The sequence below is a fragment of the Salinicola sp. NYA28a genome, from assembly GCF_976982775.1.
In genome coordinates this window covers 3,845,003-3,866,719 of record NZ_OZ334582.1, presented here as the reverse complement: position 1 = coordinate 3,866,719, position 21,717 = coordinate 3,845,003, and the positions used below count along the sequence as shown (strand labels likewise).

The following is a 21,717-nucleotide window of genomic DNA, read 5'->3' as shown; positions in this document are numbered from 1 at the left end:
TCCCGGCAGATGGCGAAGCAGTCACATACTATGGACCACGAACGAGAAGTTCACGACTGTTAGGGGAGATGTCGAAAGCTCGCGTTTAATGCAGATCACCACCAGGCATGAAAATGATGCGGTGGCCCTTTGCCTTGCCCTACATCGAGGCGCTCGCTAGCCATCAAGGCCTGATGCAACCATTGCTTGGCCGCTTCGATGGCACCGTCGACATCGGCCTTCTCTGGCGGCAGGTGCGCAAGGCAGGCGGCAATCGCCGAGGAGAGGCCGCAGCCGGCACCGTGAAGGTTGCGCGTCGGCAGGCGCGGCGCATCCAGCCAGCGTCTGTCATTTGGCATCCACAGCAGATCCGGGCAGCGTTCCAGCGGTAGATGGCCGCCTTTCAGCAGGCCATAGGGTGCCCCCAGCGCCGCAAGATCACCGACCATCGCCTCCATGTCGGCGAGGGTGCGGGGCGTCTCGGTGCCAAGCAGCGCGGCGGCTTCCGGCAGGTTGGGGGTGATCACGTCGGCCAGGGGGACCAGAACATCCCGCACCGCGCGCAACCCTTCGTCGTCTACCAGTCGGTCGCCGCTCTTGGCGACCATCACCGGATCGAGCACGATCCAGCGCGGGCGGCGTCGTGTCAGCGCTTCGGCAATCGTCCCCGCCACCTCGCGGCTGGCGACCATGCCGATCTTGACCGCGTCGATCTCGACGTCGTCGAGCAGGTTGTCCAACTGGGTGCGAATCAGCGTCACCGATACTGGCTCGACGGCTGCCACCCCGCGCGTATTCTGTGCAATCACAGCCGTGATCACGTTGGTGGCGTACACGCCGAGGGCCGAGAACGTCTTGATATCAGCCTGTAGACCTGCACCACCGGAAGGGTCCGATCCGGCGATCGTCAAGGCGTTGGGAATCGAGTGAGAAACCATGTGAGGACATTGCAAGCGACGGGAAAGCGTCTAGCCTAAGACAAGATGCTGCCATTGCCCAATGGCAAAGGCGTTTCCGCATGATATAGGCTGGTGAGGTGAGGCTGTTACGGGGGCCGCCAGATTTTCTGACAGACTGCAATAGGACTAATTAGCAGGCTTGCTATCAACTATCAGTCGTGTAAACTCGTAAACTTACGAAACTGTCAGTTTGGTTGTTTTCACTGCATTCAGGTTCCATCACTTCTGCGAGGGATGCATGTCCGATCCGGTCACCGCATGGATTGCCAGTTATTGGGCTACCGGTTTGTTCGTGGTGGCCGTGGTTGCACTTTGCGGTTTGATGATCGGCGCTGCCAGCCTGCTCGGTGGGCGCAGTCAGGGTCGCAGCAAGTCCCTTCCTTTCGAATCCGGCATCGTTGGCGCCGGCTCAGCGCGTCAACGGTTCTCGGTCAAGTTCTATCTCGTTGCCATGCTGTTCGTCATTTTCGACATCGAAGCCGTTTACCTGTTCGGCTGGGCCGTTTCCGTACGTGAAGTTGGCTGGACGGGATTCGTGGCAGCGGCGGTGTTCATTCTCATTCTGTTGGCCGGCTTGGTGTATGACGCCCGCGTCGGGGCTCTCGACTGGGCGCCACGCAAGCGAGGGCGCGAAGACGCGTCGAGAGCGCGTGAGCTGGCTGCTGTGCCGGGCGTCGACCGCCGTGCACGCTGAAAGAAAAGGGCGCGTCGAATCCGGCATGCTGGATCGCGATGGCGATCGCCAAAAAGATCATGATGGGAGTCTGGCCTTCGTGACCGACCAGCGCTTCCCCGACCGTTTTTCTATCTGGTTTGTTGAGGCTCACTATGCAGTACACCCTGACCCGTGCGGAGGGAGGCGATTCCGCGGCTGATCGCTATCCCCTCGGCCAACGCGAGCTTGTCGACGATCCGATGAAGCAGCAGATTCATCGCAATGTCTTCATGGGCAAGCTCGAGGACGTGCTTCATTCGGCCGTGAACTGGGGGCGCAAGAACTCGTTGTGGCCCTACAACTTCGGCCTCTCCTGTTGCTACGTGGAAATGACCACGGCATTTACCGCGCCCCATGACGTTGCCCGTTTCGGGGCGGAAGTGATTCGTGCCTCTCCGCGCCAGGCCGACTTCATGGTCATCGCCGGCACCTGCTTCATCAAGATGGCGCCCGTCATCCAGCAGTTGTACGACCAGATGCTCGAACCCAAGTGGGTGATCTCGATGGGATCGTGTGCCAATTCCGGTGGCATGTACGATATCTATTCAGTCGTCCAGGGCGTCGACAAGTTCCTGCCCGTGGACGTCTACGTACCCGGTTGCCCGCCGCGCCCGGAAGCATTCCTGCAGGGCCTCCAGCTGCTTCAGGACTCGATTCAGGAGGAGCGACGCCCGCTCTCCTGGGTGGTCGGAGATCAGGGCGTCTATCGCGCCGAGATGCCCTCGCAACGCGAAAAGCATCGCGACCGCCGTATCGCGGTCAAGGAGCTGCGCACCCCGGATGGCGTCTAGACGACCGACCGCATCGATCGTCCTTTGCCATTGATTCTTGTGGTCGTTCTCGACCATTGATTTTCGCACCGGGGGCCGCCAGCCATGACTGCAGCCGATGATTCTCAAAACGGCGCTTTTCAAAACGAGAGCACGATGACTTCCAGCGCTTCCCATGCCGCCGGCTCGGCCGACGTCGTGGCCGAACTGGCGCAACATTTCGGGGAAGCGGCCTTCACCCCGCAGGATACCCTGACCGGGATGCCGGTGATCTGGGTGGCGCGAGAGCATCTACGCGATGTCCTCGCGTATCTGCGCCGCGTGACCGGGCCCTTCTCGATGCTGTTTGACCTGAGCGCGGTCGACGAACGCTTGCGGACCCATCGTCGTGGCCTGCCGCCCGCGGACTTCACCGTCTTCTACCAGTTGCTGTCGGTCGAACGGAACGCTGACCTGATGATCAAGGTCGCGCTGCACGAACGGGATCTGACGCTGCCCTCGATCAGTGACATTTTCGTCAATGCCAACTGGTACGAGCGCGAGGTGTTCGACCTGTTCGGCATCGACTTTGCCGGCCACCCGCACCTGACCCGGATCATGATGCCGCCGACCTGGACCGGCCATCCGCTGCGCAAGGACTACTCCGCCCGCGCCACCGAGTTCGACCCCTATACGCTGACGGTGAAAGGGCAGGAGGTCGAGCAGGAGGCGCTGCGCTTCGACCCGGCCCAGTGGGGCATGAAGCGCGAAGGCGAAGAGACCGAGTTCATGTTCCTCAACCTCGGTCCCAACCACCCCTCGGCTCATGGCGCCTTCCGCATCGTGCTCCAGCTCGACGGTGAAGAGGTCGTCGACTGCGTGCCGGACATCGGCTACCACCATCGCGGCGCCGAGAAGATGGCCGAGCGCCAGTCCTGGCACAGCTTCATCCCTTACACGGATCGCATCGACTACACCGGCGGGGTGATGAACAACCTGCCCTACGTGCTGGCGGTTGAGAAGCTGGCCGGCATTACCGTGACGGATCGGGCCAGGACGATCCGGGTCATGATGGCAGAGATGTTCCGCATCAACAGCCACCTTCTGTTCCTCGGGACCTATCTGCAGGACCTCGGCGCGATGACGCCGGTGTTCTTCACCTTCACCGACCGCCAGAAAGCCTACGAAGTGATCGAGGCGATCACCGGCTTCCGCATGCACCCGGCGTGGTATCGCATCGGCGGCACGGCCCATGACCTGCCCAACGGGTGGGACAAGCTGGTCCAGGGGTTCGTCGACTGGATGCCCAAGCGTCTGGCCGAATACGAGAAGGCGATGATGGAAAACGCCATCGTGCGCGACCGCACCAAGCACGTCGCCGCCTTCGATACCCAGCAGGCGCTCGACTGGGGGGTCACCGGCCCCAATCTGCGCGCCACCGGGCTGGACTTCGATCTGCGCAAGAAGCGCCCCTACTCCGGCTACGAGAACTTCGACTTCGAGGTGCCGACGGCCGTCAACGGCGATGCCTTCGATCGCGGCATGCTGCGCATCGAGGAGATGCGCCAGAGCGTGCGCATTCTTCAGCAGTGCATCGACCACATGCCGGCGGGCGATTACAAGGCCGACCATCCGCTGACCACGCCCCCGCCGCGGGAAAAGATGCTCCAGCACATCGAGACGCTGATCACGCACTTCCTGCAGGTCTCCTGGGGCCCCGTGCTGCCGGCCGCCGAGTCGATGCAGATGATCGAGGCGACCAAGGGCATCAACAGTTACTACCTGACCAGCGACGGCAGCACCATGAGCTATCGCACGCGTATTCGTACGCCCAGCTTCCCGCATCTGCAGCAGATTCCTGCCGTGATGCGCGGCGGCTTCGTGCCGGACCTGATCGCTCACCTGGGCAGTATCGATTTCGTCATGGCCGACGTGGATCGCTGAACGAGGCCGGTAAGGACGTTGGAGACGAACATGAACCAGACAACCGCCAGTTCCACCGCCGCGACGATCGCCAGCGATGCGTTTGCGCTCGACCCGGCCGATCGCGAGGCGATTCTCGTTGAGCGGGCACACTATCCCTATCCGCAGGCGGCGAGTATCGAGGCGCTCAAGATCGTGCAGAAGCGTCATGGCCACGTGCCGGACGGCGCGATTCCGGCAATTGCCGAGACGCTGGGAATCCGTATCGCCGACGTCGAGGGCGTGGCGACCTTCTACAGCCTGATCTTTCGCCAGCCGGTCGGCCGTCACGTCATCCTGATCTGCGACAGCAGCTCCTGCTTCCTGACCGATTACGAGGAGCTGCGCGATGCCTTCAGCGCGCACCTGGGTATCCAGATGGGCCAGACCACGGCGGACGGACGCTTCACGCTGCTGCCGGTGTGTTGTCTCGGCGCCTGCGATCGGGGTCCCACGATTCTGATCGGCGAGGATCTGCATGGGCCGGTCACGCCGGACGAGATTCCCCGTCTGCTGGAGGCCTACTCATGACCTTGATGCGCATGACGCGGGGGAAAGAGACATGAGCCGTATTCTGCAATCTGCCAGCGAGCGTCGCGCCGAGACCCATCCGCTGACTTGGCGCCTGCACGATGACCAATCCCCGGTGCTGCTCGACGAGTACCGCAGCACGCAAGGCTATGATGCGGTCACCAAGGCGCTCGAGCAGCACACCTACGAGTCGCTGACCGAAGAAGTGAAGACTGCCAACCTGCGCGGTCGCGGCGGCGCCGGCTTCTCGGCGGGCTTCAAGTGGAGCCTGACCATGAAGGGCGAGGACGTTCCGCGCGGCTACATCGTCTGCAACGCCGACGAGATGGAGCCGGGCACGTTCAAGGATCGGCTGCTGATGGAGCAGCAGCCCCACCTGCTGATCGAGGGCATGATCCTGGCCGGCTTCGCCAACCGTTCGAAGCAGGGCTACATCTTCCTGCGCGGCGAATACCACCGCGCCGCCGCCTCGATCCAGCGCGCCCTGGCCGATGCGCGCGCCGACGGCTGGCTGGGTGCGGACGTGCGCGGCAGCGACTGGGACTTCGACATTGCCCTGCACACCGGCGCGGGTCGCTATATCTGCGGTGAAGAGACCGCCTTGATCAACTCGCTGGAAGGCAAGCGCGCCAATCCGCGGGCCAAGCCGCCGTTTCCCGGTCAGTCCGGCGCCTGGGGGCTGCCGACGGTAGTCAACAACGTCGAAACGCTGTGCAACGTGCCGGGCATCGTCAATCACGGCGCCGACTGGTTCCAGGCGCTCTCCGGCGATCTCAGCAGCGATGGCGGCACCAAGCTCTACGGGGTCTCCGGCAAGGTCAACAATCCCGGCCTGTGGGAACTGCCGATGGGGACCACCGGCAACCGGATCCTCGAGCTCGCCGGCGGCATGCGCGATGGGCTGACGCTCAAGAGCTGGCTGCCCGGCGGTGGCAGTACCGGCTTTTTGCTGCCGGAGCATCTCGAGCTGGCGCTCGATTTCGATACCATCGGCAAGGTCGGCAGTCGCATGGGCACCGGGCTGCTGACCGTCGTCGCCGACAATCAGAGCATGGTGTCGCTGACCCGTAATCTCGAAGAGTTCTTCGCCCGCGAATCCTGCGGCTGGTGTACCCCTTGCCGCGACGGCCTGCCGTGGAGCGTCAAGCTGCTGCGCGCGCTGGAGGCGGGCGAGGGCGAGTCCGGCGATATCGAGCTGCTCGAGCAGATGGCCCGCGACCTTGGGCCCGGCAAGACCTTCTGCGCCCACGCGCCGGGGGCGGCGATGCCGCTGGCATCCGCGATTCATTATTTCCGTGACGAGTTCGAGCGTGGCATCACCCGATCCAAGGGTGAAGCGCACGCGGACCCGATCCCGGTCGGCAGCGTGTAGGAGGAGTTCGACGCCATGGCCACCATTCACGTCGACGGCAACGACTACGAAGTCGAAGACAGCGACAACCTGCTCCACGCCTGCCTTTCGCTGGGGCTGGATATTCCCTATTTCTGCTGGCATCCGGCGATGGGCAGCGTCGGCGCCTGCCGTCAGTGTGCGGTGAAACAGTACAAGGACGCCGATGACACCCGCGGCATGCTGGTGATGTCCTGCATGGCGCCGGTCAAGGACGACGCCTACATCTCCATCGCCGACGAGGAGGCCAAGGCCTTCCGCCAGACGGTGATCGAGTGGCTGATGGTCAACCACCCGCACGATTGCCCGGTGTGCGAAGAAGGCGGCCACTGTCATCTGCAGGACATGACGGTGATGACGGGCCACGATCGCCGTCGTTATCGCTTCCGCAAGCGGACCCATCGCAATCAGGATCTCGGCCCGTTCATCGCTCACGAGATGAATCGCTGCATTACGTGCTATCGCTGCACCCGGTTCTATCAGGACTATGCCGGCGGCGAGGATCTGGGCGCCTTCGGCGCGCACGACAACGTCTACTTCGGCCGCGTCACCGACGGCACGCTGGAGAGCGAGTTCTCCGGCAACCTGACCGAAGTCTGCCCCACCGGCGTGTTCACCGACCAGACCCACTCCGATCACTACACCCGCAAATGGGACCTGCAGTTCGCGCCGAGCGTCTGCCACCAGTGCGCGTCGGGCTGCAACATCAGCCCCGGCGAGCGCTACGGCGATATCCGTCGGATCGAGAATCGCTACAACGGCGACGTCAACGGCTATTTCCTCTGCGACCGCGGCCGTTTCGGCTATGGCTACGTCAACCGCAAGGATCGACCGACACGCCCCGAATGCCGGGAGACCGGTGGTGAAGCGCGCACCATGGAAGTCGACGAGGCGCTGGACCGTGCCGCCGATGCGCTGCGCGGTGCCAGACGGATCGTCGGTATCGGTTCGCCCCGGGCCAGCCTAGAGAGCAACCATCGGCTGCGCCAGCTGGTCGGCGCGGACAACTTCTCCACCGGCATCGAAGCCGGCGAACTGGCGCGAATCCGCCGGATGGAAGCGCTCAACCGCGAGACGGGGCTGGCGACGCCGAGCCTGCGCGAGATCGAACAGTGCGACGCGATTCTGGTGCTCGGCGAGGATCTGATCCAGAGCGCCGCCCGCATCGCGCTCTCGGTGCGTCAGGCGGTCCGTGGCAAGGGCGCCGAGCTGGGCGCGGCACGCGGCATTCCCGAGTGGAACGCCGAAGCGGTGAAGACCATCGCACAGGATGCCGGCCATCCGCTGTTCCTGGCTACGCCGGACGTGACCAAGCTCGACGGTATCGCGACTCATGCCGAGCGTGCTGCGCCCGACGATATCGCTCGTCTCGGGTTCGCCGTGGCGCACGCTCTGGATCCTACCGCGGCAGCTGTCGACGGGCTCGACGACGTCACATCGCAACTGGCCGAAGGTATCGCCGATGCGCTGATGGCGGCGAAGAAGCCGTTGGTCATCGCCGGCGAGTCGCTGGGCTCGATGGCGATTCTCGAAGCGGCCGGCAATGTCGCCCGCGCCCTGGCACGGCGCCAGAAGGCGGACGCCAGCCTGACCCTCGTTCGCCGCGAAGCCAATAGCGTCGGGCTCGGGCTGCTCGGCGGCGAGTCCCTCGACTGGGCGCTGGAGCAGCTCGATACAGGTAATGCCGACGGCGTGGTGATTCTCGAGAACGATCTCTATACCCGGCTGCCGGCGGCGCGCGTGGACAGCGCGCTCGCGAGCGCGACGGCGGTCGTTACGATCGATCATCAGCGTACGCCGACCTGGGAGCGCGCCGATATCGGCCTGCCGGCCGGCACCTTCGCCGAAAGCGACGGTACGCTGGTCAGTCTGGAAGGGCGAGCGCAGCGCTTCTATCAGGTCTTCGATCCCAGCTACATGCGCCCGGATACCCGGATCCGCGAAAGCTGGCGCTGGTTGCATGCCCTGCATGCGACACTGGATCGTCAGCCGATGGAGACGATTCTGCTCGACGACCTGACCCAGGCGGTGGCCGAGGACGCGCCGGCATTGGCGCCGCTGCACCAGAATACGCCGGAAGCGATGTTCCGGATCCACGGCCTGAAGCTCGCCCGTGAGCCGCACCGCTACAGCGGCCGTACCGCGATGCGCGCCAACCTCAACGTCAACGAGCCGCGGGCACCAGTGGATCTCGATACACCGTTCGCCTTCTCGATGGAGGGCTACGCGGGCTATCAGGAACCGCGCCGCGATGTCGCCTTTGCCTGGGCGCCGGGCTGGAACTCGCCTCAGGCCTGGAACAAGTTCCAGGACGAAGTCGGTGGTCACCTGCGCGCCGGCGATCCGGGCAAGCGGCTGTTCACGGTGTCGATGGCCGATGGCGACTACTGCACCGAGATCCCCGCCGCCTTCACGCCGCGCGCGGATGAATGGCAGGTAATCGATCTGCCGCAGCTGTTCGGTGGCGACGAGATGTCGCGTCGTGCCGAGCCGATCCGCGAGCGCATGGCGGCTCCGCAGGTGGCGTTGAGCGAAGCCGATGCGGCGCGACTCGGCGTTGCCGCGGGCGACGTGGTCTCGATTTCGCTGGACGGTGCCGCCTTCGACCTGCCGGCGCGGCTCAGCGCGGGAATGCCGAAAGGCATGATCGGGTTGCCAGGCGGCACGATTCAGGAGGTCACCGGCGCGCTGACCCCGGGTGCCACGCGGTGGGGGCGTATCACCCGGGCCGGTGGGGAGCGTCAGGCTTCGGTTGAGGAGGTGCGCCCATGAGCTGGTGGACGCCTCAAGTCGAAGCGACATTGATCGCGATGCTCCAGGCCGTGGTGATTCTGCTGGTCGTGGTCGTTTCCGGTGCTTTGCTGAGCATGATCGAGCGGCGCCTGCTGGCCCTGTGGCAGGACCGCTACGGCCCCAACCGGGTAGGGCCGTTCGGGCTTTTGCAGATCGCGGCGGACATGCTCAAGATCTTCTTCAAGGAAGATTGGATCCCGCCTTTCGCCGACCGCACCTTCTTCGTGCTGGCGCCGGCGATCGCCATGGCCTCGCTGCTGCTCTCGTTCATGGTCATTCCGATCACCCCCGGCTGGGGCGTGGCGGATCTCAACATCGGTATCCTGTTCTTCTTCGCGATGGCGGGCATCAACGTCTACGCCGTGCTGTTCGCCGGCTGGGCCAGCGGCAACAAGTACGCGTTGCTCGGTGCGCTGCGCGCCTCCGCCCAGACCCTTTCCTACGAAGTGTTCATGGGCCTGGCGGTGATGGGCATCGTCGCCATGACCGGCTCGTTCAACATGCGCGACATCGTCAACGCACAGGAGAACGTCTGGTTCATCATTCCGCAGTTCTTCGGCTTCTGTACCTTCGTCATCGCCGGCATCGCGGTGACCCACCGCCATCCGTTCGATCAGCCCGAGGCCGAACAGGAGCTGGCCGACGGTTACCACATCGAATATTCCGGCATGAAGTGGGGCATGTTCTTCGTCGGCGAGTACATCGGCATCGTGCTGATCTCGGCGCTGCTGGTGACGCTGTTCTTCGGCGGCTGGCACGGGCCATTGCTGCCGCCGATCGTCTGGTTCCTGCTCAAGACGGTGTTCTTCGTCATCCTGTTCGTGCTGTTGCGGGCGGCATTGCCGAGACCGCGCTACGACAAGGTCATGAGCTTCGGCTGGAAGGTGTGTCTACCGCTGACACTCGTCAATCTATTGATCACCGGGGCGATGATTCTGCTCATCGATCCGGGCGTCTAAGGGGATCATCGATGCTTGATCAGATCCGCAAGATCATCAACGGCACCGGCACGCAGCTGCGCACGCTGTGGATGGTTTTCTCCCACAGCTGGCGCAAGCGCGAGACGCTGCAGTATCCGGAAGAGCAGGTCTATCTGCCGCCGCGCTATCGCGGCCGCATCGTGCTGACCCGCGATCCGGACGGCGAGGAGCGCTGTGTCGCCTGCAACCTGTGTGCGGTGGCGTGTCCGGTGGCCTGCATCTCGCTGCAGAAGGGCGAGAAAGAGGACGGGCGCTGGTATCCAGAGTTCTTTCGCATCAACTTCTCGCGCTGCATCTTCTGCGGCATGTGCGAGGAGGCGTGCCCGACCTCGGCGATTCAGTTGACCCCGGATTTCGAGATGAGCGAGTTTCGGCGTCAGGAGCTGGTCTACGAAAAGCAGGACCTGCTGATCGATGGCCCGGGCAAGGATCACAGCACCAATTTCTATCGTGTGGCGGGCCTGTCGATCGCGGGCAAGGACAAGGGCGAGGCGCAGAACGAGGCCGAGCCGATCGACGTCAAGTCGTTGATGCCATGAGTCACGGCATCGCTGCGCCGGAACTTCGGCGCCAACGTGCAGGTTGCGGTTCGAAGCCGTTTGCTGGGAGAGAAGCATGCAAATCGCGTTTTACTTGAGTGGGCTGGTCGCGATTCTCGCCACCCTTCGCGTCGTGACCGGCACCCATCCGGTTCACGCGCTGCTCTATCTGATCGTGTCGCTGATTGCCGTGGCGATGGTGTTCTTCGCCCTCGGCGCGCCGTTCGCGGGGGCGCTCGAGATCATCGTCTACGCCGGTGCGATCATGGTGCTGTTCGTGTTCGTGGTGATGATGCTCAATCTCGGCGAGTCGGCGGTGGAGCAGGAGCGTGCCTGGCTCCAGCCCAAGGCGTGGGTGGGGCCCGCGGTGCTGACAGCGGTGTTGCTGATCGTGATGATCGTCACGCTGGCCAGCGGCGACTACGAAGGCAGCATCAGTGGCGAGACGCTGACGGCCAAAATGGTGGGGATCTCGCTGTTCGGCCCCTATCTGGTCATCGTCGAGCTGGCCGCCATGCTGCTGCTGGCGGCGCTGGTGGCGGCGTCTCATCTGGGCCGCAGCGAAGCGCACGATGAAGCCGATCTGGCCCGCGAGCGCCAGCGCGAGCTCAACGAGCAGGCCCAGGCGGATGCCGCGCCGGTCCGTGAAACCCCGGTCAATACACGTGAACAGAACCGCACGCAGGAGGGCAAGGCATGACGGGCATTCCGGTAGAACACGGCCTGTGGCTGGCGGCGATCCTGTTCGTGCTGGGGCTGGCCGGGCTGATGACGCGGCGCAACATGCTGTTCGTGCTGATGAGCCTGGAGATCATGATGAACGCCGCCGGCCTGGCGTTCATCGTCGGCGGCACTCATTGGCACCAGGCCGACGGCCAGGTGATGTTTCTGATGATCATCACGCTGGCAGCGGCCGAGGCGAGCGTGGGGCTGGCGCTGTTGATGCAGCTCTATCGGCGCTTCAAGACTCTCGATATCGATGCGGCTGGCAGGTTGCGCGGATGAATCTACTTACCCTCACCTTCGTCTTCCCGCTGCTGGGCTCGTTGATCCTGGCGCTCTCGTTCGGCAGGCTCTCCGAGCGGGCCAGCGCCACCATCGGGGTCGCCTCGATCGGCCTGGCGGCCTTATGCACGCTTTGGGTCGGCATCGATTTCTACGACCACGGCCAGTCGGCGCAGACGCTGACTCTCTGGCACTGGATCACGGTGGGGGATTTCCAGCCCACCATAGGGCTGATGCTCGATGGCCTGTCGCTGACGCTGCTCGGCGTCATCACCGGTGTCGGCTTCTTCATCCACCTGTTCGCGGCCTGGTACATGCGCGGCGAGGAGGGCGTGACCCGTTTCTTCTGTCACATGAACCTGTTCGTGTTCAGCATGATCCTGCTGGTGCTGGGCGATAACCTGCTGCTGCTCTACTTCGGCTGGGAAGGGGTGGGGCTCTGCAGCTATCTGCTGATCGGCTACTACTACCGCACGTCAGCCAACGGCTGGGCGGCCTTCAAGGCGTTCGTCATCACGCGTACCGGCGACGTGTTCCTGGCGATCGGCATGTTCCTGCTCTATGTCGAGCTCGGCTCGCTCAATATCCAGACGCTGCTGGCGCGCGCGCCGGAGATCTGGAGCGAGGGTGGCCTGATGCCGCAGCTCGCGGCGCTGATGCTGCTCGGCGGGGCGATCGGCAAATCGGCACAGCTGCCGCTGCACACCTGGCTGGCGGACGCCATGGCCGGCCCCACGCCGGTGTCGGCGCTGATCCATGCGGCGACCATGGTCACGGCGGGCGTCTATCTGATCGCGCGCATGAACGGAATCTTCCTGATGGCACCGGACGTGCTGCTGCTGGTCGGGGTGATCGGGGCGCTGACGCTGCTGGTGGCGGGGTTCGCGGCGCTGGCACAGACCGACATCAAGCGGGTGCTGGCGTACTCGACCATGAGCCAGATCGGCTACATGTTCCTGGCGCTGGGTGTCGGCGCGTTCGATGCGGCGATCTTCCACCTGATGATCCATGCCTTCTTCAAGGCGCTGCTCTTCCTCTCCGCCGGCTCGGTGATCATCTGTACCCATCACGAGCAGGACATGCGCCGTCTCGGCGGGCTGTGGCGCAAGCTGCCGCTGACCTACGCCGGGTTCATCGTAGGGGGCGCGGCACTGGCGGCCCTGCCACTGGTCACGGCGGGTTTCTATAGCAAGGACGCCATCCTGGTGTCGGCACTCGCTTCCGGCCACGGCATTCTGATGCTCGCCGGTCTGTTCGGCGCACTGCTGACCTCGATCTACACCGTGCGCCTGATTCTCGGCACCTTCCATGGCGCGCCGAAGAGCGATCACGCCCGCGACGCCCACGCTGGCAAGGGCCTGGTGCATGGCGTACCGCTGGTCGTGCTGATCGTGATGTCGACCGCGATCGGTGCGCAACTGACGCCTCCGCTGGACGAGGTGTTGCCTCCCGGACCGGCGGGAGAGGGGCTGGGAACTCACATTCTCGAAGTCGTCGCGATGATCGTGGCCGTCGGCGGCGTACTGTTCGCCGGCTGGCTGTTCAAGCGTCGGCGCGACCTGATTCGTCGCGGGATGGCAGATCCGCGCGGCGCCCGGCTGTGGACGTTCTGGCACAACGCCTGGGGTTTCGATGCGCTTTACGACTGGCTGTTCGTGCGCCCCTATCAAGGACTGGTCAGGGTCAATCGAGACGACTGGATCAACTCGCTGTGCAATATCCTGCCGTGGCTGGCGCGTGCCTCGCACCACGGGCTGCGCATGACCCAGACGGGTCTGATGCGCCATTACGCCGTGTCGATGGTGCTGGGGGCGACGCTGCTGCTTGCCTTCCTGCTGGTGGGCTGACAGATGGGCGCAGGAACGATGCACAGTGCTGACGGCTCGGCGACATCGTGTCGGGAGCACACGGAATTCACTCTATCGCGGATGGCTGATTCATGACTCTGGTCTGGCTGATACTGATCCCCTTCATTGGCGGCCTGCTGTGCTGGCAGGCCGAACGCTTCGGCGACCAGGCGCCACGCTGGATCGCGCTTGGCACCATGCTGCTCGAGCTGGCGATGGTGCTGGGGCTGTGGGTCGGCAGCGACTTCAGCCTGCCGGCGGAAGGGGCCGCCAACGCCTGGACGCTGGAGTGGCAGGCCGACTGGATTCCGCGTTTCGGCATCCAGGTGCATCTGGCGATCGACGGATTGTCGCTGCTGATGATCGCGCTGACCGGGCTGCTCGGCGCCATGGCCGTGGTCTGCTCGTGGAAGGAGATCGTGCAGCGGGTGGGCTTTTTTCACCTCAATCTGCTGTGGATTCTCGGTGGCGTGGTCGGGGTCTTTCTCGCCATCGACCTGTTCCTGTTCTTCCTGTTCTGGGAAATGATGCTGGTACCGATGTATTTCCTGATCGCGCTGTGGGGTCACAGCGGCTCCCGGGGCAGTTCGCGTATCGGCGCGGCCACCAAGTTCTTCATCTATACCCAGGCCAGCGGCCTGCTGATGCTGATCGCCATCCTGGGGCTGGTGTTCGCCCATCACGGCGCGACCGGCGAGTATACCTTCGCCTATGCGGACCTGCTGAACACGCCGCTGTCCGAAACCACGGCCTGGTGGCTGATGCTCGGCTTCTTCGTCGCCTTCGCGGTCAAGCTGCCGGTGGTGCCGCTACACGGCTGGCTGCCGGATGCCCACGCCCAGGCACCGACGGCTGGTAGCGTGGATCTTGCTGGTATCCTGCTCAAGACGGCGGCCTACGGGATGCTGCGCTTTGCACTGCCGCTGTTCCCGGAAGCGTCCCAGGCCTTCGCGCCGGTGGCGATGACACTGGGCCTGATCGGCATCTTCTACGGCGCGATCCTCGCCTGCGGCCAGCAGGACCTGAAACGTCTGATCGCCTACACCAGTATTTCCCACATGGGCTTCGTGCTGATTGGCATCTACGCCGGCACCGAACTGGCGCTGCAGGGCGTGGTGGCGCTGATGGTGGCGCATGCGTTTTCCGCCGCCGGGTTGTTCATTCTTTCCGGCCAGCTCTACGAGCGTCTGCATACCCGCGACATGCGCCAGATGGGCGGCCTGTGGGGGCGTATCCGTGGTCTGCCGGGATTCGCGCTGGTGTTCGTGGCGGCGTCGCTGGGACTCCCCGGTACCGCCAATTTCGTCGGTGAGTTCATGGTGATGTTCGGCGCATTCGGCGTCGCACCCTGGATCGTGGTCATCGCCAGCGTTGGCCTGATCCTGGCTGCCGTCTACTCGCTGTTCATCATGCAGCGCGTCTACTACGGCCCGCCGAGAGAGGAGACGCCGCTGGCTGGGCTGGATCGACGCGAGACGGTACTGCTGTTCGGCATCGTCGCCCTGGTGGTGTTCTTCGGCATCTATCCCCAGCCGCTGCTGGATACCTCCGCCGGCGCCATGCAGGTCGTGCAACAGAGCGTTCAGCAAGCCGGGGCAATGACGGGAGGTGCCCAATGAGCCACGCTACCACGATGGCATTACTGGCCATTTCTCCGCTGATTCTGGTCTGCCTGACCGTGATCGTGGTGATGCTGTCGATCGCCTGGCAGCGCAACCACACGCTGAGCGCGATCCTGACCGCCGTCGGACTCAACGTGGCGCTGCTGGCGTTGCTGTTCGGCTGGACGCTGGGCACGGTCGATGTCACTTCGGTACTGGTGGTCGACGATCTGTCACGTTTCGGCGGCGTGCTGGTGCTGATGTCGACGCTGGCCTGCGTCACGCTGGCTCACCATTACCTCGAGGGCTACGAAGGTCCGCGGGACGAATTCTACCTGCTGCTGCTGAGTGCCGCGGCCGGCGGGCTGGTACTGGTTTCCGCACGTCACATGACGACGCTGTTTTTCGGCATCGAACTGCTGTCGATGCCGCTGTTCGGGATGCTTGCCTATACCTTCCGGGACCGTGGCGCGCTGGAAAGCGGTATCAAGTACATGGTGCTGTCGGCGGCTGCCACCGCCTTCCTGCTCTTCGGCATGGCGCTGCTCTATGCGATAACCGGCACATTGGATTTCGCCGAGCTGGGCGAAGCGTTGTCGACCTACGGCAGCGATCCGTGGCTGCTGGCGGGCGCCGGCATGCTCCTGGTAGGCCTGGCGTTCAAGCTCTCCATCGTGCCGTTTCATCTGTGGACGCCGGACGTCTATCAGGGCGGGCCCGGGCCGGCAACGACATTCCTGGCCACGGCCAGCAAGGTGGCGGTGTTTCTAGTGCTGGTGCGGCTCTTCCAGTCGACGCTGGCGTTTCACGAGAACTGGTGGCACGACCTGCTCGGCTTCATCGCCGTCGTCACCATGCTGGTAGGCAACCTGCTGGCGCTGACCCAGAACGATCTCAAACGCCTGCTGGGCTACTCGTCGATTGCCCATTTCGGCTATCTGCTGGTGGCGCTGGTGGTCAACGAGGGGCTGGCCGTGGAGACCGTGGGGATCTATCTGGTCACCTACGTGCTGACCACGCTCGGTGCCTTCGGCGTCGTCACGCTGGTATCGAGCCCCTACGTGGCCACCGGCGGTACGGCGGACGCGAGCCCGTTGCACCACTACCGCGGCCTGTTCTGGCGCCGCCCCTATCTTACTGCGGTAATGACGGTGTCGATGCTGTCGCTGGCGGGGATTCCGTTCACCGCAGGCTTCATCGGCAAGTTCTACATCATCGCGGTGGGTGTCGAAGCCCATCGCTGGTGGCTGGTCGGCGGCGTGGTGCTCGGGAGCGCCATCGGGCTCTATTACTACCTGCGCGTGATGGTCACGCTGTTCCTGCACGAACCCGGCATGCAGCGTCGCGACGCGACCCACGACTGGGCCGAACGGGCCGGCGGCATGGTGGTGCTGGGCGTGGCCACGCTGGTCATCCTGCTGGGGCTCTACCCGACGCCGATGATCAACTGGGTAAACTGGGTAGCGGGATGACGGTGGTCGGCGGATGACTGCCGGCCGTCTCGATCCGGTAGGGAAAAGCGCCTCCTCGGAGGCGCTTTTTCGTATCTCAGGTATCCGTGCTGCGATCGGCGCCGAGGCCGATGCTTCGCCGGCAGGCAACCGGCAGATGGATGTCCATGGCAATGGGAAGATGATCCGAGAACATCGCCTCCAGCACACGAGGCGGCTCGGCCTTCAGCGATGAAGACAGCAGAATATGGTCCAGCGCCCGGCGGGGTTGCCAGGCCGGATAGCTGAGCTGCGGCTTGAGCGGGTTGAGGTCCAGTGCGCGACAGAACCGTGGATGCGCCAGCAGTTGCTCCGGCGTGCAGTTGAGATCGCCCATGACCACTACATGATGCAGCGGCTCGATGATCTCACCGAGGTAGTCGAGCTGTCGCAGGCGGCCGCGCTGGCTGAGCGCCAGGTGAGCGACGAAGACATGCAGGGCGTCCGGTCCTTCGCCGTAGCGGGCATGAATCGCTCCCCGCCCGCGCATGCCGGGCAGGCGGTGCTCGTCGACCCGGTTGGGCATCAGACGCGACAGCAGCCCGTTGCTGTGCTGGGCGACATGCCCCAGGTTGCGGTTGAGCTGCTGGAAGTGGAAATCGAACGCCGAGCGCTTGGCGAGATATTCCACTTGATTGACGTGACTGGAGCGGAAGCTGCCGCCGTCGACCTCCTGTAACCCGACAATATCGTAGGCCGATAGCGTACTGGCCACGACATCGAGGCGCGAACTGCGCTTGGGATGGGGCAGCAGATGTTGCCAGCTTCGCGTGAAATAGTGGTGGTAGGCCGAGGTATGAATGCCGACCTGCAAATTGCAGGTCAGCAGTTTCAGTGTCGGCGCGACCTCGCTGGCGGGTGTCGAGGCGGCTAGGGACATGGCGTCACTCGCTCTCGGTGCGTTCCTCGCGAACCTTCTCGATCAGTGCGCTGGCGATCTTGGGCATGTTTTCCAGCGAGCCGGCGGAGTCGGGCGTGACGACATAGCGGCCGTCGACGATCAGGTCGGGAACGCCCATCAGCTTGTAGCCGCGCATCTTGGCGGAAGCCTGCTGGATCTCGCTTTTCACGCCGAAGGAGTCGAGTGCCTTGAGCGCTTCATCCTTGCTGACACCGTAGTCGGTGAAGAACTCGGCAATGTCGTCCTTGTCGGTCAGGCGCTGGCCGTCCTTGTGGATGGCGTCGAAAAAGTCCTGGCGCAATTTCTCTTCGATACCGAGCTGTTCGGCTGCGTAGAACGCCGTGGCGTGCTGTTCCCACACCTTGCCGAGAGGAGCCGCCATGCGATCGAAAGTGACGTCGTCGGGAAGCTGGGCGACCCACTCGTTGAGAGGTTCTTCCAACGAGTAACAGTGGGGACAGCCGTACCAGAACACTTCGGTGACCGCGATCTGATCCGCCGGTACGTCCGTTTTCATCGGCTCGTCGACGACCTGATAGTCCTGACCTTCGACGATATCCGCCGCCATTACTGCGCCCGAGAATGTCAGTCCGGCCAATAGCGCCATAAAAGACTTGATCATGCGTTACTGCTCCTGAATATCGAAAATCATTGTCGATGACATCGTGTTCCATGAAACCGCTGTCGACGATAGGCAAGCCACAGAGGTTGGAGCCGCGAAAGACCGTGAGGTTCCGTCGCTAGCCTGCTACCGACCGGTTTCCCTTAGCCTGACAGAAATGGAAGCAAAAGCGTAGGCCGCCAGACGCTCCTCTCTGGCAGCATCGAACAGCCGGCTCGACTTCGGGGCGCCGAACGTCACGCTTCATCCGAGGTGGAACACGCGTGGTACACTGCGCGGCGTTACCGTCTCAAGATGATCGAGCCTGCCATGACTGCCACTTCCGAGCGCCGCAACTATCAGACGGCGACCTTTCTGATCAGTGCCCCGACGCTGGCCAAATGCCCGCCGGATCGGGGCGTCGAGGTCGCGTTCGCGGGGCGCTCCAACGCCGGCAAGTCCAGTGCCATCAATGCGCTGACCCAGCAGCGGGCGCTGGCGCGCACCTCGAAGACGCCGGGGCGCACGCAGTTGATCAACTTCTTCACGCTGCAGAACGACGACCAGCTCAGGCTCGTCGACCTGCCGGGTTACGGCTACGCCAAGGTGCCGGAGGCGATGAAGAAGGAGTGGCAGGCACATCTTGCCGATTACCTGCACCGTCGCCGCTCGCTGGGCGGGTTGATCCTGTTGATGGACGTTCGTCATCCGCTCAGCGATTTCGATATCCAGCTGCTCGAGATGGCGGACGATCGCGAACTGCCGGTGCATATCCTGCTGACCAAAGCGGACAAGTTGAAGCAGGGGCCGGCCAAGGCCTCGCTGCAGCAGGTCAGGAAACGGCTGGCCGAGTGGGAAGACCTGGTCAGCGTGCAGCTCTTCTCCTCGCTGAAGCGCCAGGGGCTGGATCAGGCGTATGGCGTGATGGATCGGTGGCTGGCCAGTTGAGTTCTCTTCGAAGGAGCGACTCATTCGAGCGTTCCTGGCTTACAACTGGCCGAGTACTAACCACCCTTTTGCTCGTTGATGCGAGGGGCAAGCCCCTCGCGCTCCCCTTTTTGACGCCCAGGGCGGCGAAACCCTTCGCGCGTCATCGCTGAGCTCGGGTCGGCGCGAACGGACATCCTGTCCTGCGCACCTCTTGCGACATCCATGTCGCAAGACCCGGCTCATCGATTCTGCGCGCAGCGCCACCCTGAACAGGCGTCGAATGGTGGCCGATTCAAGGTTCGCCGTGAGCTGGGAAGTGTCGAATCGGCCGCCAGTGCAGATGTGGTGAGTCGCTACTGGCGCGCTTCGTCGTCCAGCTGCGCCACGATACCCGGCAACTCCCTCACGTGCGTCACGCGATGCACCCGGGGCGGCAGCTCCCGCTCGCCTTCGTTCTTGGCGTCGATCCAGACCGCGTGCATGCCGAGGCGCTGCGCGGCGAGCACGTCCTCTTCCCAGTTGTCGCCCACGTGAAGCGTGCGATAGGGCTGCGTGCCGAGCTGGGCCACGGCCGACAGAAACGGGCGGGGGTCCGGTTTCGAGGCGTGCATTTCACCGGCAAGAATGATCACGTCGAAATGGTGGTCCAGCGACAGCCGGCGTACGTCGACATTGCCGTTGGTGATGATGCCGAGCCGGTAGCGCCGTGCCCAGGCGTCGAACATCGGTACGACCTCGGGATAGAGCGCGACCTCGTGGCGTAGCGTCATGAAGTGCTCGAAGCCGGCTGCCGCCCACTGCGCCGCCTCGTCGGGAGACAGGCCATGCTCGATCAGCAGTTCGCGCATGGCGCGTTCGCGAATCCAGCTGTGATCGCCTCGACTCAACGGGAAGCGCTGCATCAGCGCGGCGCGAATCGACTGATAGGCTTCCAGCGGAAAGGCTTCGGCCAGCGGTGTCGCCGCCGGCCCTCGGTGAGCGTCGACCCGTTCGGCGAGCCATTGATAGTGCGCCGGCTCGGCGTGGGCCATGACCGGGCCGTTGTGCCACAGCGTGTCGTCGAGATCGAAGGTGATGGCGTCCAGCGGCATATCGGAATTCCTAGGGTTTGTCTGAACTCTCGTCGTTGACTGAGGCCGACTTGCGCCGCGCCCGAGGATGGGCCTGGTCGTAGACTTCGGCGAGCTGCTGCCAGTCCAGGCGCGTGTAGATCTGCGTCGTCGAGAGATTGGCATGGCCCAGCAATTCCTGCACCGCACGCAGATCCTGGCTGGACTCCAGCAGGTGACTGGCGAAGGAGTGACGCAGCCGGTGCGGATGCAGATGCTCCGGCAGGCCACGCTTGCGGGCGGTATCGGCCAGCCGGCTCTGGATCGACCGATGACCGAGCCGGCCGCCGTGCTGGGCGACGAACAGGGCGGTCTCGCTCTCTGCCGCCAGCGTGCTGCGAAACCCGAGCCAGGTCTGGATGGCCTGGCCGGCACGTTTGCCCAACGGTACCTGGCGTGGCTTGCCGCCCTTACCCACCACTCGCACGTGGCGGTCGGCAAGGCTGGCAAGGTCGAGCGCTGCCAGTTCGGCCAGACGCAGGCCGCAGGAGTAGAAAAGCTCCAGCATGGCCTGATCGCGGCAGTCCAGCGGCCCGCCATCGTGGGGGGTGTCTAGAAACTGGCCGAGCAGGTCGACATCTACCGGGCTGGGCAGGTGGCGCGGTTGTCGTGGCGCCTGCGTCAATTGCACCGGGTTGTGGCCCAGCTCGCCCCGATGGACCAACTCGTCGGCGAAGCGCGACAGCGCGGCGCGGCGTCTCGCCAGCGTTCTCGGCGCCATGCCGCGAGTTCGCTCATGGGCCAGATAGCGCCGCAGCAGCGTGACGTCGAGCTGGCGCCAGCTGTTCACGCCCTGCGATTCGAGATAGCCGATCAGGCCGGCAATATCGCGACGATAGGCATCCACCGTCGCCGGGCTGGCGCGCTGCGCCAGCCGCTTCAGGAAGGCATCAAGCGCGGCTTGCACTGGCGACCTCGGTACGCCGCAACAGCCGGCTGACTACCTCGCCCAGGTACTCGGTGAACAGCGTATCCAGGGTGGCCCGGAAGTGCTCGCTGTCGTGGCTGGCCAACAGCAGAAATCCCATGGGCTCGCCCTGGGTCAGTCGCGTGATGGCACAGGAGCCGGATCCCTGCGGCGCATTGCAGTGTGGCAGCAGGATTTCCCAGTCTTCCCGGTGCAGCGCGGTACAGCGGCTGGTTTGCTCGTTGAGCAGCAGTTCCAGGCGCTGGCGCGCTTCGTCGGTCAAGGCGAAGCGGGGCGGCTGCCAGGCGTTGGTGTCGCGGGGCGTGGCGTGGCAGGCCGGCGGGGCGTTCAGCCACAGGCCGATGCCGTGGGTACGGAAGCGCTCCGCCAGTTGCGTCGACAGCGCTTCGGCCAGCGCATCGGCGCTCTCGGCCTCGATCAGGTCGAGGATCAGCTCGCGGGTCCGACGATACTGGGCTTCGTTGTAGCGGGCCGACTCGAGCAGGTTCTCGAGTCGCCATTCCGCATCCTCCGCCCGGCGGCGAAGGTCGTGAACCAACCGCTCTAGCAGCGAGACAGCGCCGGGAATATGAGGATGCGGCACCTTGAGCTGTTGCAGCAGCCCCTCCCGGCCAACGAAGAAGTCGGTATGCTGCGCCAGCCACTCGGCGACCCGATCGGGGTCCAGGGTCTGGCGGGGCTCGGGGGCCTGAGCGCGTGACATGCGTT

The 21,717-nt window shown here is 64.2% G+C and carries 20 protein-coding genes; 14 read left to right on the top strand and 6 right to left on the bottom strand.

Annotated features, from left to right (window positions below; translation table 11 throughout):
• Nucleotides 1-95 precede the first annotated feature (95 nt).
• Nucleotides 96-917 carry a bifunctional hydroxymethylpyrimidine kinase/phosphomethylpyrimidine kinase gene (thiD, locus tag ACWHY3_RS17445; protein WP_087718665.1) on the bottom strand — a complete coding sequence of 274 codons (822 nt, stop codon included), beginning with the start codon at nt 915-917 and terminating at the stop codon, nt 96-98.
• Nucleotides 918-1,176: 259 nt separating this feature from the next.
• Here thiD and ndhC point away from each other — a divergent pair, with 259 nt between their 5' ends.
• The 13 genes from ndhC to nuoN all read left to right on the top strand — a co-directional run bounded on the left by ndhC (nt 1,177) and on the right by nuoN (nt 16,522).
• The gene (gene ndhC, locus ACWHY3_RS17440) at nt 1,177-1,632 is read left to right on the top strand and encodes an NADH-quinone oxidoreductase subunit A (protein ID WP_332779712.1); all 456 of its coding nucleotides are present in this window, start codon (nt 1,177-1,179) and stop codon (nt 1,630-1,632) included.
• A gap of 134 nt (nt 1,633-1,766) precedes the next feature.
• Entirely contained in the window at nt 1,767-2,444 is a 678-nt protein-coding gene (locus ACWHY3_RS17435) for a NuoB/complex I 20 kDa subunit family protein (RefSeq protein WP_303853990.1), read from the top strand.
• A 135-nt stretch (nt 2,445-2,579) separates the two neighbouring features.
• Nucleotides 2,580-4,346, top strand: a complete 1,767-nt coding sequence (nuoC, locus tag ACWHY3_RS17430; protein WP_332779711.1) for an NADH-quinone oxidoreductase subunit C/D — start codon at nt 2,580-2,582, stop codon at nt 4,344-4,346.
• A 30-nt stretch (nt 4,347-4,376) separates the two neighbouring features.
• Complete coding sequence (gene nuoE, locus ACWHY3_RS17425; protein ID WP_303853992.1) at nt 4,377-4,895, top strand: NADH-quinone oxidoreductase subunit NuoE; 519 nt, start codon at nt 4,377-4,379, stop codon at nt 4,893-4,895.
• 31 nt (nt 4,896-4,926) lie between these two features.
• The gene (gene nuoF, locus ACWHY3_RS17420; RefSeq protein WP_448127115.1) at nt 4,927-6,267 is read left to right on the top strand and encodes an NADH-quinone oxidoreductase subunit NuoF; all 1,341 of its coding nucleotides are present in this window, start codon (nt 4,927-4,929) and stop codon (nt 6,265-6,267) included.
• Between the two features lie 15 nt (nt 6,268-6,282).
• Nucleotides 6,283-9,057 carry an NADH-quinone oxidoreductase subunit NuoG gene (gene nuoG / locus ACWHY3_RS17415; protein ID WP_448127114.1) on the top strand — a complete coding sequence of 925 codons (2,775 nt, stop codon included), beginning with the start codon at nt 6,283-6,285 and terminating at the stop codon, nt 9,055-9,057.
• Nucleotides 9,054-10,037: an NADH-quinone oxidoreductase subunit NuoH gene (gene nuoH, locus ACWHY3_RS17410; protein ID WP_071230997.1), complete on the top strand. Its 984-nt coding sequence runs from the start codon at nt 9,054-9,056 to the stop codon at nt 10,035-10,037. The genes nuoG and nuoH overlap by 4 nt, the downstream gene beginning before the upstream one ends.
• A gap of 11 nt (nt 10,038-10,048) precedes the next feature.
• The gene (gene nuoI / locus ACWHY3_RS17405; RefSeq protein WP_087718658.1) at nt 10,049-10,597 is read left to right on the top strand and encodes an NADH-quinone oxidoreductase subunit NuoI; all 549 of its coding nucleotides are present in this window, start codon (nt 10,049-10,051) and stop codon (nt 10,595-10,597) included.
• Between the two features lie 76 nt (nt 10,598-10,673).
• Nucleotides 10,674-11,297, top strand: a complete 624-nt coding sequence (gene nuoJ / locus ACWHY3_RS17400; protein WP_303853997.1) for an NADH-quinone oxidoreductase subunit J — start codon at nt 10,674-10,676, stop codon at nt 11,295-11,297.
• Nucleotides 11,294-11,602, top strand: coding sequence for an NADH-quinone oxidoreductase subunit NuoK (gene nuoK, locus ACWHY3_RS17395; protein WP_075568504.1), 309 nt, complete (start codon nt 11,294-11,296; stop codon nt 11,600-11,602). The genes nuoJ and nuoK overlap by 4 nt, the downstream gene beginning before the upstream one ends.
• Nucleotides 11,599-13,449, top strand: a complete 1,851-nt coding sequence (gene nuoL / locus ACWHY3_RS17390; protein ID WP_448127113.1) for an NADH-quinone oxidoreductase subunit L — start codon at nt 11,599-11,601, stop codon at nt 13,447-13,449. The genes nuoK and nuoL overlap by 4 nt, the downstream gene beginning before the upstream one ends.
• A 92-nt stretch (nt 13,450-13,541) precedes the next feature.
• Nucleotides 13,542-15,068, top strand: a complete 1,527-nt coding sequence (nuoM, locus tag ACWHY3_RS17385; protein WP_448127112.1) for an NADH-quinone oxidoreductase subunit M — start codon at nt 13,542-13,544, stop codon at nt 15,066-15,068.
• A complete protein-coding gene (gene nuoN, locus ACWHY3_RS17380; RefSeq protein WP_256961153.1) occupies nt 15,065-16,522 on the top strand; it encodes an NADH-quinone oxidoreductase subunit NuoN in 1,458 nt (485 codons plus the stop codon). Before nuoM ends, nuoN begins: the two co-directional genes overlap by 4 nt.
• Before the next feature lie 76 nt (nt 16,523-16,598).
• Here nuoN and ACWHY3_RS17375 read toward each other — a convergent pair whose 3' ends face one another.
• A complete protein-coding gene (locus ACWHY3_RS17375) occupies nt 16,599-17,420 on the bottom strand; it encodes an endonuclease/exonuclease/phosphatase family protein (protein ID WP_071230992.1) in 822 nt (273 codons plus the stop codon).
• A 4-nt stretch (nt 17,421-17,424) separates the two neighbouring features.
• A complete protein-coding gene (locus tag ACWHY3_RS17370; protein WP_303854007.1) occupies nt 17,425-18,063 on the bottom strand; it encodes a thiol:disulfide interchange protein DsbA/DsbL in 639 nt (212 codons plus the stop codon).
• Nucleotides 18,064-18,372: 309 nt separating this feature from the next.
• On the opposite strand from ACWHY3_RS17370, the gene yihA reads away from it, so the two are divergent.
• The gene (gene yihA, locus ACWHY3_RS17365) at nt 18,373-18,990 is read left to right on the top strand and encodes a ribosome biogenesis GTP-binding protein YihA/YsxC (protein ID WP_303854009.1); all 618 of its coding nucleotides are present in this window, start codon (nt 18,373-18,375) and stop codon (nt 18,988-18,990) included.
• Between the two features lie 335 nt (nt 18,991-19,325).
• Here the strand turns inward: yihA and ACWHY3_RS17360 are convergent, their stop codons facing one another.
• The 3 genes from ACWHY3_RS17360 to ACWHY3_RS17350 are packed head-to-tail and all read right to left on the bottom strand — an operon-like array spanning nt 19,326 to nt 21,712.
• Nucleotides 19,326-20,063 (bottom strand): HAD family hydrolase, encoded by a 738-nt coding sequence (locus tag ACWHY3_RS17360; protein ID WP_303854010.1) that lies wholly within the window; start codon nt 20,061-20,063, stop codon nt 19,326-19,328.
• A gap of 10 nt (nt 20,064-20,073) precedes the next feature.
• The gene (locus tag ACWHY3_RS17355) at nt 20,074-20,988 is read right to left on the bottom strand and encodes a tyrosine recombinase XerC (protein WP_448127111.1); all 915 of its coding nucleotides are present in this window, start codon (nt 20,986-20,988) and stop codon (nt 20,074-20,076) included.
• Nucleotides 20,972-21,712, bottom strand: coding sequence for a DUF484 family protein (locus tag ACWHY3_RS17350; RefSeq protein ID WP_087718649.1), 741 nt, complete (start codon nt 21,710-21,712; stop codon nt 20,972-20,974). The genes ACWHY3_RS17355 and ACWHY3_RS17350 overlap by 17 nt, the downstream gene beginning before the upstream one ends.
• Nucleotides 21,713-21,717 lie beyond the last annotated feature (5 nt).

Coding starts and splice junctions, on each gene's coding strand:
- ACWHY3_RS17435 (WP_303853990.1), top strand. CDS start 1,767: ATGCAGTACACCCTGACCCGTGCGGAGGGAGGCGATTCCGCGGCTGAT.
- ACWHY3_RS17370 (WP_303854007.1), bottom strand. CDS start 18,063: ATGATCAAGTCTTTTATGGCGCTATTGGCCGGACTGACATTCTCGGGC.
- nuoI (WP_087718658.1), top strand. CDS start 10,049: ATGCTTGATCAGATCCGCAAGATCATCAACGGCACCGGCACGCAGCTG.
- thiD (WP_087718665.1), bottom strand. CDS start 917: ATGGTTTCTCACTCGATTCCCAACGCCTTGACGATCGCCGGATCGGAC.
- ACWHY3_RS17375 (WP_071230992.1), bottom strand. CDS start 17,420: ATGTCCCTAGCCGCCTCGACACCCGCCAGCGAGGTCGCGCCGACACTG.
- nuoN (WP_256961153.1), top strand. CDS start 15,065: ATGAGCCACGCTACCACGATGGCATTACTGGCCATTTCTCCGCTGATT.
- nuoG (WP_448127114.1), top strand. CDS start 6,283: ATGGCCACCATTCACGTCGACGGCAACGACTACGAAGTCGAAGACAGC.
- ACWHY3_RS17360 (WP_303854010.1), bottom strand. CDS start 20,063: ATGCCGCTGGACGCCATCACCTTCGATCTCGACGACACGCTGTGGCAC.
- ndhC (WP_332779712.1), top strand. CDS start 1,177: ATGTCCGATCCGGTCACCGCATGGATTGCCAGTTATTGGGCTACCGGT.
- nuoE (WP_303853992.1), top strand. CDS start 4,377: ATGAACCAGACAACCGCCAGTTCCACCGCCGCGACGATCGCCAGCGAT.
- nuoL (WP_448127113.1), top strand. CDS start 11,599: ATGAATCTACTTACCCTCACCTTCGTCTTCCCGCTGCTGGGCTCGTTG.
- nuoM (WP_448127112.1), top strand. CDS start 13,542: ATGACTCTGGTCTGGCTGATACTGATCCCCTTCATTGGCGGCCTGCTG.
- ACWHY3_RS17350 (WP_087718649.1), bottom strand. CDS start 21,712: ATGTCACGCGCTCAGGCCCCCGAGCCCCGCCAGACCCTGGACCCCGAT.
- nuoJ (WP_303853997.1), top strand. CDS start 10,674: ATGCAAATCGCGTTTTACTTGAGTGGGCTGGTCGCGATTCTCGCCACC.
- nuoH (WP_071230997.1), top strand. CDS start 9,054: ATGAGCTGGTGGACGCCTCAAGTCGAAGCGACATTGATCGCGATGCTC.
- yihA (WP_303854009.1), top strand. CDS start 18,373: ATGACTGCCACTTCCGAGCGCCGCAACTATCAGACGGCGACCTTTCTG.
- nuoC (WP_332779711.1), top strand. CDS start 2,580: ATGACTTCCAGCGCTTCCCATGCCGCCGGCTCGGCCGACGTCGTGGCC.
- nuoF (WP_448127115.1), top strand. CDS start 4,927: ATGAGCCGTATTCTGCAATCTGCCAGCGAGCGTCGCGCCGAGACCCAT.
- nuoK (WP_075568504.1), top strand. CDS start 11,294: ATGACGGGCATTCCGGTAGAACACGGCCTGTGGCTGGCGGCGATCCTG.